Source organism: Rahnella selenatireducens, assembly GCF_046449555.1.
GTDB classification, from domain to species: domain Bacteria; phylum Pseudomonadota; class Gammaproteobacteria; order Enterobacterales; family Enterobacteriaceae; genus Rahnella; species Rahnella selenatireducens.
In genome coordinates, this window is sequence record NZ_JBKEZJ010000017.1 from 1 (window position 1) to 13,644 (window position 13,644).

Below are 13,644 nucleotides of genomic sequence, written 5' to 3' on the forward strand. Positions count from 1 at the left end.
AAAAGCCTCCGTTTCTTAACGGAGGCTTTTCATGAACAGTCAGTCATGAATAACGACGTGACCTGGACACACTTTATTTCGTCGCGCTGGACGCCAGGCGGATCTGAATATCGTTATCGAGGTTGTTCACCCAATGGTTGTAGCTGCGGTGAATTTCACCTTTCTCTGCCAACAGGTTGGTGCTGCCAACATAATTAATGGTGTAACCGGTGGTGTTATAGGTTATGCGGATATCTGCTTTGTGCTCGCGGTTATTCAGATGACCGTTAATCACGCCCGGTGCGCCATCCGTCATTATCCAGCCGCGTTTCTGCCCGGCGTCGATAATAGCGGTGCGGATCTGATTCTCTGAATTATGGGTGGTCAACGTGGTGTGCGGCGTTAATACCGGCTCAGTACGCGCGCAGCCGGAAAGTGCCATGACACAGACAAGGCCAATAAGTAACTTGCTTGTAGATTTCATGTGAACCTTTTGATGTGATTTATACGATAAGAAATTGAAAACTGAACACAATATACGTCAACCACGGAAAGGTGTCATGAGCGGCACGGGTTGAGCTGCGGCTTTTTTCCGGTTAGTATATAAAACATATATGTTTCGTATACTACTGAGGCACGCTTATGGGCATCATCAAGATTTCAGAACTGATGCATGAAAACTTACGCATCGCCAGCCTGGCTTATACGCGTTCGATCAATGCGCAGGCCGAACACTGGATGAAAATTGGCATGTTAATGGAAACCCATCCCGACATGACGCACAGCGAAATCTCCCGGCTGCTGGTGCGTTGCAGCATGGAATCCGATGAGAACACCGACAGTTTCCGTACGCTCTTAAACGTAGGCGGCACACACAGGAAGGCAAGTAATGAATAGTGGTTTAGACAGCGCGTATTTTGTTAACAATAACCGGATGATAAAAACGCCGGAAGGTATCAGCAAAGCCCGCATCGCAGGCAAACTGGCCGCCCGGGTTTTGCATATGATCACGCCTTACGTTGTGCCCGGCGTCACGACCAATGAACTGGACCGCATCTGCCACGATTTTATCGTCAACGAATTGCAGGCGATCCCGGCCAATATCGGCTATCACGGTTATCAGAAAACGACCTGTACCTCCATCAATCATGTGATTTGCCACGGCATTCCGTCCGACAAAGCGCTGAAAAAAGGCGATATCGTTAACATCGACGTCGCGCTGATCAAAGATGGCTGGTATGGCGACACCAGCCGCATGTATTACGCCGGTGAGCCGAGCATTCTCGCCCGCCGCCTGACGGACACCACGTATGAAGCCATGATGGCCGGCATTGAAGTCGTCCGCCCCGGCGCAACGCTGGGTGACGTCGGTTATGCCATTGCCGCCGTCGCGAAACGCGAAGGGTTTTCCATCGTGGAAGAATACTGCGGTCACGGTATCGGCATGGGATATCACGAAGATCCGCAGGTGCTGCATTATGGCGAGAAAAACCGCGGTCTGGTTTTGCAGGAAGGCATGCTGTTCACCATCGAACCGATGCTGAACGCCGGTAAAAAGCAGAATAAAGTACTGCCCGACGGCTGGACGGTGGTCACCAAAGATCACTCGTTGTCCGCGCAGTGGGAACATATGGTCGCCGTGACCAAAGATGGCTACGAAATCCTGACGCCGTGGCCTGAGCACGAATAAGCGGAATTTTTACCGCATCCGGATCATGCCCGATGCGATGATAAGCGCCTGACTGGTTGACTTTAATTCGAATACTACGAAAATGTTTTCATTCTAAAAACGACATGAAAGTCCCGGAGTTTATCATCGCTTCTTCCCCTGTTTTGCCCTTCGCAACTCCGGCTAAAAAGTCAGGCGTTCTTATTGCCATGGCGCTGTTACTGGCGAGTTGTTCATCCACACCGCCGAAATCACTGGTCACGCCGCTGCCGCCGGTCGCAAAGCAACCTCTTGCGCCAAAAGGTGAGCAGAATAAAGAACCGGTGCGCGGCGTATGGCTGGCGACGGTTTCCCGCCTCGACTGGCCGCCGGTGTCTTCGGTGAATGTCAGCCCCCCTGCCCTGCGCATCAGTCAGCAGAAAAAATCTCTCACCGACAAGCTCGATAACCTGAAATCTCTTGGCATCAACACCGTGTTCTTCCAGGTTAAACCGGACGGCACCGCGCTGTGGCAATCCAAAATTTTGCCGTGGTCCGATATGCTGACCGGCACGATTGGCGAAGATCCGGGTTATGACCCGCTGAAATTTATGCTCGATGAAGCGCACAAGCGCGGCATGAAAGTGCATGCGTGGTTCAACCCGTATCGCGTTACTGTGAATACCAAACCCTCAACGATTGCCGAGCTGAATCGCACCTTGTCACTCAGTCCGGCAAGCGTTTATGTGCTGCACCGCGACTGGATCCGCACCGCAGGCGATCGTCTGGTGCTTGACCCCGGCATTCCTGAAGCGCGTGACTGGATCACCAGCATCGTTGCCGAAGTCGTGGCACGTTATCCGGTCGATGGCGTGCAGTTTGACGACTACTTCTATGCAGAAACACCCGGTTCGGTGCTCGACGACAGCATGACGTTCAGAAAATACGGTCAGGGATTCAGCTCAAAAGCGGACTGGCGTCGCCACAATACGCAGATGCTAATCGAACAGGTTTCCCGCACCGTCCGCCAGCTGAAACCGGGCGTTGAATTCGGCGTCAGCCCTGCCGGTGTCTGGCGTAATCTGTCGTTCGATCCTGCCGGTTCCGACACACGCGGCGCGGCGGCGTATGACGAAGCCTATGCCGATACGCGTCTTTGGGTGAAGCAGGGTTTGCTCGATTACATTGCGCCGCAACTTTACTGGCCGTTCTCCCGCAAGGCGGCGCGCTATGACGTGCTGGCGAAATGGTGGGCGGATGTCGTGAAACCGAACAACACGCGCCTGTATATCGGCATTGCGCTGTATAAAGTGGGCGAGCCGTCGAAGAATGAGCCTGAATGGACCACCCGCGGTGGCGTGCCGGAGCTGAAGAAACAGCTTGATATGAATGAATCGTTACCCGGCATCAGCGGCACTATTCTGTTTCGGGAAAATTACCTGAACCAGCCACAAACGCAGGAAGCCGTGCGTTACCTGAGAAGCCGCTGGGGCCATTAAGTCAGAACGGATATCACAAAAAAGCCCCCTGCAAATGACGCCGGGGGCTTTTTGTTTTCAGCCTTGACTGCACTCAACTCTAGCTACGCTCAATTTCTTTGGTTGCGCGATCTAACGCATCGGTAATTTTATACAGCGTTTCCTGTTCGATGGGCCCTTTCGCGAGGCGTAAATTCAGCGCCGAACGGATGTTATTAATCGCTCTTTGCATTTCCGGAATGCTGCGGTTATTCGACAGGATCGCCAGCGAATGCAGCCGTTCAGTCACCGTCGTCAGTAACTCGCCCTGCTGATTCAGCAATACCCCCCCTTCTGCGGTGATCGTATATTGCTTCTTCCCGCCTTCTTCCTGATTCGCCAGAACCAGTCCCTGATCTTCCAGAAAAGTCAGATTCGGATAAATAATACTGGCGCTCGGGGTGTATTCCCCTTTGGATAGCTCTTCGATGGCTTTGATCAGTTCATAACCGTGTGCGGAACGTTGTTGCAGAAAATGCAGCATTAATAAGCGGATATCACCGGTTTCGAACATTCTTTCACGACGGTGTTTATGCATCAGCATTACTTCGCGTGCCAGTACGCCACGCAGCGGACAAAGTTTGCGTCCAGCCCACGGGTTTCGGTCAAATAATCACTCAGGCCTTTCACAAATTTCCCTTCGCCGGTGGCCCAGACGTAATAATCATTTTCCGGCAGCATCAGACTTTTCAGTTTCTGCACAACCGCGTCATCTTCGCGATAACCCTGGTACTCATCGCTGACGATCCACTCGACGTTGAAATCTTTTTCTTCATCCAGATAGCTGATGCAACTCACGTCTTTCACTTTGACCAGCACGGTGATTTTTGCGTTTACAGCCGCCTCTTTCAGTTCACGCAGGCGGCGTTTCACCGCTGGAAGACCGGTTTCATCGCAAAGATACAGCTGCCACCGGTAGGTCGTCGGGATAATCAGGGAACCACGTGGCCCGCCAATAATCAGCTTATCGCCCGGTTTGGCATTGTCGGCCCATTCGCTGGCCACGCCGCCGTCGTGAATATAAAAATCCAGCGTCAGTTCGTGGGTTTGCGCATCGAAATGCAGCGGCGTGTATTCACGGTTAACCGGACGCGGGCCATCGCCCCAGGCAATGCCGTCTTCTGTGGCGGTCGGCGGAACAATCACGTCGCCCGGATTCGCCGGGAAGAACAGTTTGATGTGGTCATCGAAACCGCGGGACGTAAAACCTTTCAGCTCGTCGCCATTCAGTACAATGCGTTTAAAACAGCCGGAAACAGTTTCAGCGCTTTTTACCGTGATGTGGCGGAAAACCAGTTCGTTCTTAACGCGCACCGGCAGGTTGGCGGCGGAAGATTCAGTGCGTTTGTGTTCCATATTCTTTCTCTCATGGTGGCGAAACTTATCGTCGGGAGCGCGCTCAGGACGTGAATGATTCTCAATTCAGTGAAAGATATATCTTAGTAATATTTTATGCAACGACTTCAAAAAAAACCGGCCATCGTGGAGAAGGCCGGTTGGCGGTTTGTGCAGCAGAACGCACCTCGTGAATTAACGCACCGCGCCGCGCAAAAACATGTCGACGGCGCTGCTCACCATGTGGCGGATTTCCGCAATTTCCAGCGGTGCCGGATTACGCTGGTAGACGCGCGTATTGGTTTGCGCCGTCACCAGCGCCAGAAATTGTAAGGCGCGCAGATGCGCATCGGCCTGCGCCAGTTGCCCTCCCTCCATCGCGCTGGCGAGGAATGTTGCCAGGATATCGACGCTTTCCCGTGGCCCGGCGTCATAAAACAACGTGCCGATTTCAGAATGCCCGGACTCGGCGATCACCATGCGATACACCGCCAGCGCGGAGACATCATTAGTCAGCACCAGCAACATTCTTTCGCCAAAACGGGTGAGGATGGTTTCGAGATCGGCATCTGCCCACGTTTGGGTCAGATCACTGACGGCGTCCGAAAGATGCCCGGTGGCATAGGCTTTCACCACCGCCACCAGCAACGCCTCTTTCGACGGGAAATAGCTGTAGAGCGTGGCTTTGGAGCCGCCGAGACGCCGGGCGAGCTCATTCATTGACGCGCGTTCGTAACCGGTTTCCTGAAACAATTGCGCTGCGGCATCGATAATCGCCTCCCTGCGGGCTTCGGTGCGGACTTTCATCTTCCCTCCTGACGTTGATTTTACGGCCACGGCCAAAAACCGTCGCGGCGAAACTGTACGGTACAGTTCCCTGATGCCCCCACTTTATCGACGGGTTTGTGCCTTGTAAAGCGACCCGCGTAGCCCATTTTTCAGAACGAAGTGCAAAGATTTCGTTAAGAAGCGCATTTTTATTTACCAATTTGTTGATAACAATTATCAGTATCATTATCATTCTCACAAAGCTGAAATGGGTAAGGACTGTAATTAAACCCATATTTTATAAGGACAACGGCTTTTTCACGGAAGAATAAAGCAGATGACAAGCGCGTCTGAATTTGTCGAAAGGCAGTAAATGCGAGCAGAACTTAAAAAAATTAGTGCAGGACTAAAAACAAATGTTCAAATCCTTTACACAGCAGGGTTTGGTGAAAAACGTCATTTTCATGGGGACGATTCTCACCACCACCTTTAACGTAAACGCAGCGGAAGCCGTTAAAGACAACACCGATCTGGCACAAAACAAAGCGCAATCTACAGAAACCATCAAAAAGAAACCGGTGGTGCGCAGTGCGAAGGATCTGGCACAGAACAATGAAGAAGTAATGACCGTCACCGAGACCCTACCGGATAAAACGCCAGGCTCAAAAACCACCATCACTGCGGCAGAAATGCAAAAACGTGGCGGTAACGATTTCGGTACCATCATGCGTTATGAGCCACTGATCACCGCGACCGGCTCAAGTGGCGGTTCCGGCAACGGTAAAAGCGGCTTCGACCGCAGCGGTTACACCGGCTATAACATTCGTGGTCTGGAAAGCAACCGCGTCAGCATTGACGTTGACGGCATTCCACAGCCAAGTGCTACCGGCCGCAGCTATGCCAGCCGCGCTGGTTTAGGCACCTCCGGCATCGGCCGTGATTACATCGACCCGTATATTTACGGTCAGGTGGATATCGAATCCGGCGCAACGTCAGCCGAACGCGCCAACACTTCCATCGGCGGTGCCGTTTCCTTCCTGCCAAAAACCGCAGACGATTACCTGCGTCCGGGCAAAGAAACCTATTTCGGTTACCAGTCTGATTATGATTCTTCAGACCGTTCATGGCACAACGGCATCACCGCCGCTGCCGGTGACGAAACCCTGCGTGGCGTTGTGGCGATCAGCCGCCGCGACGGTCAGGAAACCAGCAATAACAGCGGGACGCACGACGCTTATCCGGCGAACTGGCACTCTAACGCCATCATGACGTCCGGTATCTGGCAGCCAAACGACGAACATAAATTCACCGGCACGCTCGATTACTACGAGAAAATCAATCACACCCATTACGACGCGTGGAATAGCGCAGGCAGCTCCATTCTGGGCACCGCGCAGCAGCAAAGTAACACCCGCCGCTGGGGCGCAAGTCTGAAAGACGAATGGACACCGTTCAACGATTTCGCCGACGCCGTGGTCTCCAAGGTCTATTACCAGTACACCCAGGCGCACGACAACACCTACATGCCGAACGCCAGCAAGCAGATGATGAACGTCTATTCAGATTACGACGTCAGCACCTATGGCGCGGAAACCAGCTGGCTCAAAACGCTGGGTCGCCACGAGCTGAGTGCCGGGATCAACGGTCGCATCTCTAACACTGAACGTCCGTTCCGCGAAAGCCCGGATCAGAGTGTTTACACCACCATCATGCAGCCGGAAGCCAACAGCCGTTCTTACGTTCTCGGCGGTTTCCTGCAAGACACCATGAAGTTTGACCTCGACGGCCATAACTTCGGCATCGTGCCTGCGGTGCGTGTGGCGTACCAGAATACGAAAGCGACAGACCTGTCCGATTTATCTAACAGCACCGTGTCTGAAAGCCAGGTTTCTACTCTGTACGGTAAAGCCAACTCTGATACGCAGGTTCTGCCATCACTGGCATTCACGTATGACATCACGCCTAAGCTGATGACTTACCTGCAATACCGTCGTGGCGCGCAGTTCCCGGATGCCAGCCAGCTTTACGGTTCCTGGAACCTCGGTTCTTCTTATGCCGCTTCTCAGCAATATGCGCTGATCGGTAACACCAATCTGAAAACCGAAACCAGCAACAACTTCGAATGGGGCATGAAAGGTGAAGCGACTGAAGGCGTGACCTTCAAAACGGCCGTGTTCTACAACACGTACAAAAACTTCATCGCCAACACCCGTTACACCCGCGCAGCCAACCCGGGCATGTTCACCAACGTGCCTTCCAATATTTATACGATTTATCAGGCCGAAAACCGCGATGAAGCGTTTATCTACGGTGGCGATCTGAGCACCAAAATCAACTACGGTACGTGGTTCAGCAGCGTTGACGGTCTGAGCACCAGCTTCGCACTGGGTTACGCCAAGGGTGAATCTAAATCCAGCTATGCGGGCGACAAATACGTTGATATCGACAGCGTTCCGCCAATGAAATTTGTAGCCGGTGTAGCATGGGATGATCCGTCAGGCATCTACGGTACGGCGCTGACCGCAACCTTCGTGAAAGGTAAAAAAGCCGAAGCGACCAACCGTCAGAGCTACACCAACGCCGGTACACCGATCACGGATTCCACCACGGAATACATGAATGTTCCAGGCTACGGTTTGCTTGATGCAACGGCGTACTGGAAAGTGGCCAAAAACGTAAAACTCAGCGGCGGCGTGTATAACATCACCGACCGTAAGTACTGGGATTACCTTAGCAGCCGCAGCCTGACTGAAACCACCAATCAGGATGCATACAATAAAGCGCTGGCCGTGATGCCAGGCCGCAGCTTCCAGCTGGGCGTGAATGTCGATTTCTAAGCGATAGTTCATCACCCGAAAACCTGAGCGCTATGTGAAAACATGGCGCTTTTTTTATGTCGGTGGATCACGACAGGAAGGTGCGCAGACGCATAACCGCATCCGCCGGAAACCGATAGACTTCCTGTTTTCCCCATCAATATTTCACTGAGAGATTACATGGAATTAATCAGAAAACCGCTCGCGCTGGTGCTCGTCCTGTTGCTGTCACCCGTCTGCGTAAACGCCACCACCCTGCTGAACTACACCGATCATGAACCGCTGGGCGGCACGCGTACCCGCTTCATTAATGACGTTTTCTTCCCGGCGATTGAAAAAGAATCACAGGGTCGCCTGAAAATTAACGCGCACTGGGGCAGCGAACGGGCGACCGGTTATAACGCGCTGGGCGTAATCCGTGAGGGTTCTGCAGCGAATATGGGCACCGTTGTGCCGGAATACGCGGCCAAGGATCTGGCGCTGCATCAGATTTTTAAAAGCTTTCCCGCCGGGCCGACCGGTGACAAACAGATCACATTCTTCCGCCGCGTTTACGCCGAAATCCCGGCTTTTCCTGCCGAATTACATCACGAAAACGTCGTGAACATTTTCTTCGGTACCGGTTATCCGGTGGCATTTTTCAGCACGCATCCGCTGAAGAATCTGCAAGATATCCGGGGCACAACATGGCGTTCGGCGAGTTTCTGGCATCAGGATTTCCTGCGAAATGCGGGCGCGAAGCCGGTCACGATGCCGTGGGGCCCGGAAACGGTGAAAGCGTTTCAGACTGGCGCGCTGGACGGCATTATGGTCAACGTGGACAGCGGTTATGACCTGAAAATTCAGAAAATGGCACCGGAGGTTTTAGTCTCCCGCGAGCTGTGGCTCGGCCACGTTTATCTGCTGGTGATGAATGAAAAAGTCTGGAACGGGCTGGCGAAAGCCGATCAGGATGCTATTCACCGCGCCGCAGAAACCGCCTACAAAACTGCCGGTCAGGCGATGGACAACGGCTATATAAACCAGCTGGATGCGCTGCGCAAAGACGGCGCAAACGTTCGTGAACTTCAGCACAGCGAAGTGGAACACTGGCAAACGGTGAGCCGTTATCCGGAGACTCAGGCCGCGTGGGCAAAAGAGCAAACCGCAGCAGGCGTGACACAGGCGGCTGCGGTGCTGGAAGAAGTCCGCGCAATTTTGGCGGATGAGATGAGGTAAATAAAGCCAATCCGGCAGAGGTGTCACCCTTTGCCGGAACCCGTTTGTTCGCCCTTCGCCGTAAACCGCTATTTGTCACACTTTCTCTTTTTTACTTTCATAACTGAACCCACCTGTACATTTTCTTGACAGGAGAATTGTCTTACTTCATAAATGTACCGTACTGTACGGTTTAATGAAAAAGTAAACCGACATCCCGCTGCATTTTTTCAAAAGAAGGTAAGACGTATGTCTGCGTTAAAAAACAGCTATTCGCTGGCAGCTTTGATTTCTTTAGGTTTATTAACGGGGTGCGCGAGTACCCAGCCTGTGCCCTACACCGGGGTCACTTCTTCTTCCCAGATGAAACCTGACACACAGGATGAATCCGGGCATATCGCTTTCAGCTACAACACGCCGGTCGACTGGAATAAATATTCCCGCGCCATTGTGGATCCGGTGGTGATTTATCAGGGAGCGGATGCCCAGTTTGATGACGTCTCTCCTGAACAAAAACAACAACTGGCGGCGCACATGCAGCAGGTCTTCGGCAAAAGCGTGGCGGAACGGTTCCCGCTGACCAACGCCATCACGCCGGGAACCTTGCGCATTCGTCTGACGCTGACCGGCGCGGAAACCAGTACGCCGTTTGTCGGAACGTTCACACGCTTTGACCTGATGGGCGGGCCGTACAACATCGTGCAGTCAATCCGCGGCAAACAAGGGTCGTTTACCGGCTCGGTGAGTTATGCGGTGGAGATCTACGATGCGCCGACCAATCAGTTGCTCAAATCCTATATTTCCCGCCAGTACCCCAACTCACTGAACATTGGAGCGACTTTTGGCGCGCTGAGTGCCGCAGAAACCGGGCTGGAGAAAGGCGCGGATCAGTTGCAGGAACAGCTGAAATAACCGGCTGAATCAGAAAGGGCTCGTGATGAAAATCTATCCGCAGCAAATCATCTGCAAACATTGCGACAGCCTGTATACCCGAAAATCCGTGCGGCCCGGCGAGGCCGCACACTGCCCGCGCTGCCGGGCGGTGTTGTATCGGGGAAGCTGGCTGAGTCTGGAACAATGGTTCGCGCTCACCCTCACGGCGGCGCTGTTTTTTATCATCGCCAATGTTTTTCCGGTGCTGGAAATCGGCTTCCACGGCCAGTCGCAGGCGGCCACGCTGTGGCAAACCGCGATGGCGCTGGCAAACAGCTATGCGTCGCCGCTGGCGATCCCGGTGGCGTTGCTGATGATTGTCTGCCCGTGTTTGCAAATTTTGCTGCTCGGCTGGGTGTTATTTCACGCGTGCAGGAAAAAAGCCGCGCCCGGTTTTGCCTCCGCAATGCGTTTGCTCGCCGGGCTGGCACCGTGGAGCATGGCGGAAGTCGCGCTGCTGAGTATCCTGATTGCCGCCATCAAACTTTCCGGCCTGGTTGAAATCACCACCGGTCCCGGCACATGGGCATTGCTCGGATTATGTCTGCTGTTACCGGTGATCAACCATCAGGATTTCCAGCCGTTATGGACACTCAAAACCCTCCGCGGCTACCGCCCGTGATGCCCGTTCAGGCGTTACCACAGGGGCTCGTTCGCTGCCACGTTTGCGGGCTGGTCTGCGAGCATGTTTCTGGCGTTCATCGTTTGCCGTGTCCGCGCTGTCATGCGGCGCTGCACCCGCGCCAGCCCGACAGCCGCAGCCAGTCATGGGCGTTTTTGCTGACCGCTCTGCTGTTGTATTTACCCGCCAATTTACTGCCGGTGATGTACAACTCATTTGCCGGTCACGGCGGTGAAAACACCATCCTGGGCGGTATCGCAGAATTCTGGGCGTCTGGTTCATACGGCGTCGCCACCGTCATTTTTATCGCCAGCGTGGTCGTGCCCTGCACCAAATTCCTGATCCTCGGCGGGCTGTTGCTTGCCGCTGGAAAAGGCCAGGCCAAAAGCCGCGTTCGTCGCGCCCGGATGTTCCGCCTGACGGAATATATCGGTTACTGGTCGATGCTCGACGTCATGGTCGTGGCACTGGTCGCCGCACTGGTGCAGTTCCCCGGTTTCAGCACTGCCGAACCGCGCATCGGCATTGTCTTTTTTGGTGCTGTGGTGATTTTTACCCTGCTGGCCGCCATGAAGTTCGACCCGCGTTTGATTTGGGAAAATAACAAGAATGAGTGAACACGTTTCTCCGGCACCTGAAATCACGCCGCGCCGCTGGCGTCCGTCGCTGGTCTGGCTGGTGCCTGTCGCCGCTGCGGTAATCGGGCTGTTTTTGTTTCTTCAGATGTGGGCCTCCGCCGGGCCGGAGATTTCGATCACGTTCCAGACCGCCAGCGGATTACAGGCCGGAAAAACCGAGGTGAAATACAAAGATGTCACCGTCGGATTGGTGAAATCCATTACATTGAGCCCGGACAGCCAGCGCGTACTCGTGACAGTGTCACTGATGAAAAATGCCGAAAACCTGGCGAAAGCCGATACACGCTTCTGGGTGGTGCGTCCGCGCGTCGGTATGGGCGGGGTTTCGGGCATCGACACGCTGCTTTCCGGCGCATATATCAGCCTGGATACCGGCACATCCGCCAAAAACGGTTCGGTTTTTCAGGGGCTGGAATCGCCACCGGCGGTCATCAACGGTATGCCCGGCAGGCAGTTTGAAGTGGTGGCGGGCGATCTCGGTTCGCTGGATATCGGTTCCGCCGTCTATTACCGCCGCGTGCCCGTGGGCCGGGTGTCGTCCTACGCGCTGCGCCCGGACGGCAAAGGCGTCAGCCTGAACGTCTTTATCGACGCACCGTATGACCGTTTCGTCACCTCTGCCACGCGGTTCTGGAATGCCAGCGGTCTGGATTTATCCCTCGATTCCGAAGGCTTACAGCTGAAAACGCAGACTATGGCGTCGGTCATTGCCGGCGGCATTGCCTTTGCCAATCCACCGGACGCCGCTTCCGGCGCCACACCTTCCCCCGATCACAGCGTTTTTACGCTGGCTGACGATCAGGCGTCCGCCATGGCACCGCAGGACGGCACGCCGCAAATCCTTCAGCTGCGTTTCCAGCAATCGTTACGCGGAATGAAAACCGGTGCGCCGGTGGAATTCTCCAGTGTGAAACTCGGCAAAGTGACCGCCATCGATCTGGATTACGAGCCTGCCGGTTCACGTTTTATTTCAGTAGTGACGATCGAGGTTTACCCGAACCGGCTCGGTCAGGTGCTGGAGAAACTGCCCAAGCCAGAAAAAGATGCCCAAAAACAGGCCGCTCTTTTCCTGCGGGATATGGTCAGGCACGGCCTTCGCGCACAGGCGCGCACCGGGAATTTACTGACCGGCCAGCTGTATATTTCGCTCGATTTTATCCCGAACGCCGCACCGGTTTCTTACGATATCAATGTGCGACCATTGCGCATTCCGACGCTGAATGGCGGATTTGATCATCTCCAGGAACAGCTCGCCACACTCATCGGCAAGGTATCGAAAATGCCCATTGAGTCGATTGGCAATAATCTCAACGCCACGCTGGGCAATCTCAACCAGACGCTGATTCAGGTGAACAGCCAGGTTCTGCCGCAAACCACGCAGACGCTCAGCACGATAAATCAGACCCTGACCCGCGCCCAATTATTGCTGGCGGAGGATTCGCCTCTCCTGCAAACGTTGGCCGAATTCCAGCGAACGCTGTATTCGCTGCGCACCCTGACCGGCCTGTTAACGCGTCAGCCGCAGGCGCTTCTGACCGGCAGACAGGATGACAAAAAGGAACAGCCATGAAACTTGCCCGAACCGCTTACACGGCGCTTACCCTGCTGGTTTTAACCGGCTGTGCGTCTTCCGCTCCGCACTACTACACGCTGACCACTGCCGCCGGAGCCGCCCCCGCGGCTAACAGCGCCGCGCCTTTTGTCATCCGCGTGAAACCGGTGAACGTGGCGGAGCGGCTCAATCAGCCGCAACTGATGGTCCATCAGCGCAACGGCGAACTGCTGATGTCGGATAATGCACTCTGGGCCGCGCCGCTGCCCGAGGAAATCCGTGCGGCGCTGACCGCCCGGCTTGAACGTTCGCTGAAGACGACGGACATCCGCAGTCTGATGCCACCGGCGGGCAAACCGGTGATCGGTATCCGCGTGTCGGTGGAACAGTTTGACGTCTGGCAAGGTGAGAAAGCGACGATAGCCGCCACCTGGCAGCTGAATCACGCAAATGAAAGCGCGCAACTCACCTGTCAGACGCAGCATCAGCGCGCCGTAAACGGCGGCACGCAGGAACAGGTGATAATCCGGCAAAAACTGGTGCAGGACGTGGCGGATGACATCGCTTTTTCCGTGCTTCAGCGCCGCTGCGGCTGACTTTTTCGCAATGCTTACAGTGTAAAACCAGCCTTTGTCACAT

General features: G+C 54.4%; 14 protein-coding genes. 10 read left to right on the forward strand and 4 right to left on the reverse strand.

The features are described from left to right. Positions 1 to 73: 73 nt before the first annotated feature. Positions 74 to 463, reverse strand: coding sequence for a hypothetical protein (locus tag ACLBVC_RS21245; protein WP_152326614.1), 390 nt, complete (start codon positions 461 to 463; stop codon positions 74 to 76). 158 nt (positions 464 to 621) lie between these two features. Between ACLBVC_RS21245 and ACLBVC_RS21250 the strand changes: the two genes are divergently transcribed. The 3 genes from ACLBVC_RS21250 to ACLBVC_RS21260 all read left to right on the forward strand — a co-directional run bounded on the left by ACLBVC_RS21250 (position 622) and on the right by ACLBVC_RS21260 (position 3,126). Continuing rightward, the gene (locus ACLBVC_RS21250; protein WP_104925134.1) at positions 622 to 876 is read left to right on the forward strand and encodes a ParD-like family protein; all 255 of its coding nucleotides are present in this window, start codon (positions 622 to 624) and stop codon (positions 874 to 876) included. Then, a complete protein-coding gene (gene map, locus ACLBVC_RS21255) occupies positions 869 to 1,669 on the forward strand; it encodes a type I methionyl aminopeptidase (protein WP_410151260.1) in 801 nt (266 codons plus the stop codon). The genes ACLBVC_RS21250 and map overlap by 8 nt, the downstream gene beginning before the upstream one ends. Before the next feature lie 104 nt (positions 1,670 to 1,773). Further along, the gene (locus ACLBVC_RS21260) at positions 1,774 to 3,126 is read left to right on the forward strand and encodes a glycoside hydrolase family 10 protein (protein WP_410151261.1); all 1,353 of its coding nucleotides are present in this window, start codon (positions 1,774 to 1,776) and stop codon (positions 3,124 to 3,126) included. A 79-nt stretch (positions 3,127 to 3,205) separates the two neighbouring features. On the opposite strand, the gene ACLBVC_RS21265 is transcribed toward ACLBVC_RS21260, so the two are convergent. The 3 genes from ACLBVC_RS21265 to ACLBVC_RS21275 all read right to left on the reverse strand — a co-directional run bounded on the left by ACLBVC_RS21265 (position 3,206) and on the right by ACLBVC_RS21275 (position 5,286). Next, positions 3,206 to 3,682: a PadR family transcriptional regulator gene (locus ACLBVC_RS21265; protein WP_410151262.1), complete on the reverse strand. Its 477-nt coding sequence runs from the start codon at positions 3,680 to 3,682 to the stop codon at positions 3,206 to 3,208. Between the two features lie 5 nt (positions 3,683 to 3,687). Beyond that, the gene (locus tag ACLBVC_RS21270) at positions 3,688 to 4,500 is read right to left on the reverse strand and encodes a siderophore-interacting protein (RefSeq protein ID WP_410151263.1); all 813 of its coding nucleotides are present in this window, start codon (positions 4,498 to 4,500) and stop codon (positions 3,688 to 3,690) included. Between the two features lie 174 nt (positions 4,501 to 4,674). Then, positions 4,675 to 5,286, reverse strand: coding sequence for a TetR/AcrR family transcriptional regulator (locus tag ACLBVC_RS21275; protein WP_410151264.1), 612 nt, complete (start codon positions 5,284 to 5,286; stop codon positions 4,675 to 4,677). Between the two features lie 425 nt (positions 5,287 to 5,711). On the opposite strand from ACLBVC_RS21275, the gene ACLBVC_RS21280 reads away from it, so the two are divergent. From ACLBVC_RS21280 to ACLBVC_RS21310, 7 genes are all read left to right on the forward strand, one after another. After that, on the forward strand, positions 5,712 to 8,084 hold the full coding sequence (locus tag ACLBVC_RS21280; protein WP_410151316.1) for a TonB-dependent receptor domain-containing protein: 2,373 nt from the start codon (positions 5,712 to 5,714) through the stop codon (positions 8,082 to 8,084). Between the two features lie 159 nt (positions 8,085 to 8,243). Next, positions 8,244 to 9,281 (forward strand): TRAP transporter substrate-binding protein DctP, encoded by a 1,038-nt coding sequence (gene dctP, locus ACLBVC_RS21285; protein ID WP_410151265.1) that lies wholly within the window; start codon positions 8,244 to 8,246, stop codon positions 9,279 to 9,281. 228 nt (positions 9,282 to 9,509) lie between these two features. Then, positions 9,510 to 10,172 (forward strand): DUF3313 domain-containing protein, encoded by a 663-nt coding sequence (locus ACLBVC_RS21290; protein WP_410151266.1) that lies wholly within the window; start codon positions 9,510 to 9,512, stop codon positions 10,170 to 10,172. Between the two features lie 25 nt (positions 10,173 to 10,197). Further along, on the forward strand, positions 10,198 to 10,815 hold the full coding sequence (locus tag ACLBVC_RS21295; protein ID WP_410151267.1) for a paraquat-inducible protein A: 618 nt from the start codon (positions 10,198 to 10,200) through the stop codon (positions 10,813 to 10,815). After that, positions 10,779 to 11,432, forward strand: a complete 654-nt coding sequence (locus ACLBVC_RS21300) for a paraquat-inducible protein A (protein WP_410151268.1) — start codon at positions 10,779 to 10,781, stop codon at positions 11,430 to 11,432. Before ACLBVC_RS21295 ends, ACLBVC_RS21300 begins: the two co-directional genes overlap by 37 nt. Then, the gene (locus ACLBVC_RS21305; protein ID WP_410151269.1) at positions 11,425 to 13,023 is read left to right on the forward strand and encodes a PqiB family protein; all 1,599 of its coding nucleotides are present in this window, start codon (positions 11,425 to 11,427) and stop codon (positions 13,021 to 13,023) included. The genes ACLBVC_RS21300 and ACLBVC_RS21305 overlap by 8 nt, the downstream gene beginning before the upstream one ends. Continuing rightward, a complete protein-coding gene (locus tag ACLBVC_RS21310; RefSeq protein WP_410151270.1) occupies positions 13,020 to 13,601 on the forward strand; it encodes a PqiC family protein in 582 nt (193 codons plus the stop codon). Before ACLBVC_RS21305 ends, ACLBVC_RS21310 begins: the two co-directional genes overlap by 4 nt. Positions 13,602 to 13,644 lie beyond the last annotated feature (43 nt).

What these genes read in the sequence shown, in the direction of transcription:
- ACLBVC_RS21290 (WP_410151266.1), top strand. Translation starts at nt 9,510, where the DNA reads ATGTCTGCGTTAAAAAACAGCTATTCGCTGGCAGCTTTGATTTCTTTA.
- ACLBVC_RS21295 (WP_410151267.1), top strand. Translation starts at nt 10,198, where the DNA reads ATGAAAATCTATCCGCAGCAAATCATCTGCAAACATTGCGACAGCCTG.
- ACLBVC_RS21280 (WP_410151316.1), top strand. Translation starts at nt 5,712, where the DNA reads ATGGGGACGATTCTCACCACCACCTTTAACGTAAACGCAGCGGAAGCC.
- ACLBVC_RS21250 (WP_104925134.1), top strand. Translation starts at nt 622, where the DNA reads ATGGGCATCATCAAGATTTCAGAACTGATGCATGAAAACTTACGCATC.
- ACLBVC_RS21245 (WP_152326614.1), bottom strand. Translation starts at nt 463, where the DNA reads ATGAAATCTACAAGCAAGTTACTTATTGGCCTTGTCTGTGTCATGGCA.
- ACLBVC_RS21310 (WP_410151270.1), top strand. Translation starts at nt 13,020, where the DNA reads ATGAAACTTGCCCGAACCGCTTACACGGCGCTTACCCTGCTGGTTTTA.
- ACLBVC_RS21275 (WP_410151264.1), bottom strand. Translation starts at nt 5,286, where the DNA reads ATGAAAGTCCGCACCGAAGCCCGCAGGGAGGCGATTATCGATGCCGCA.
- map (WP_410151260.1), top strand. Translation starts at nt 869, where the DNA reads ATGAATAGTGGTTTAGACAGCGCGTATTTTGTTAACAATAACCGGATG.
- ACLBVC_RS21265 (WP_410151262.1), bottom strand. Translation starts at nt 3,682, where the DNA reads ATGCATAAACACCGTCGTGAAAGAATGTTCGAAACCGGTGATATCCGC.
- ACLBVC_RS21260 (WP_410151261.1), top strand. Translation starts at nt 1,774, where the DNA reads ATGAAAGTCCCGGAGTTTATCATCGCTTCTTCCCCTGTTTTGCCCTTC.
- ACLBVC_RS21270 (WP_410151263.1), bottom strand. Translation starts at nt 4,500, where the DNA reads ATGGAACACAAACGCACTGAATCTTCCGCCGCCAACCTGCCGGTGCGC.
- dctP (WP_410151265.1), top strand. Translation starts at nt 8,244, where the DNA reads ATGGAATTAATCAGAAAACCGCTCGCGCTGGTGCTCGTCCTGTTGCTG.
- ACLBVC_RS21305 (WP_410151269.1), top strand. Translation starts at nt 11,425, where the DNA reads ATGAGTGAACACGTTTCTCCGGCACCTGAAATCACGCCGCGCCGCTGG.
- ACLBVC_RS21300 (WP_410151268.1), top strand. Translation starts at nt 10,779, where the DNA reads ATGGACACTCAAAACCCTCCGCGGCTACCGCCCGTGATGCCCGTTCAG.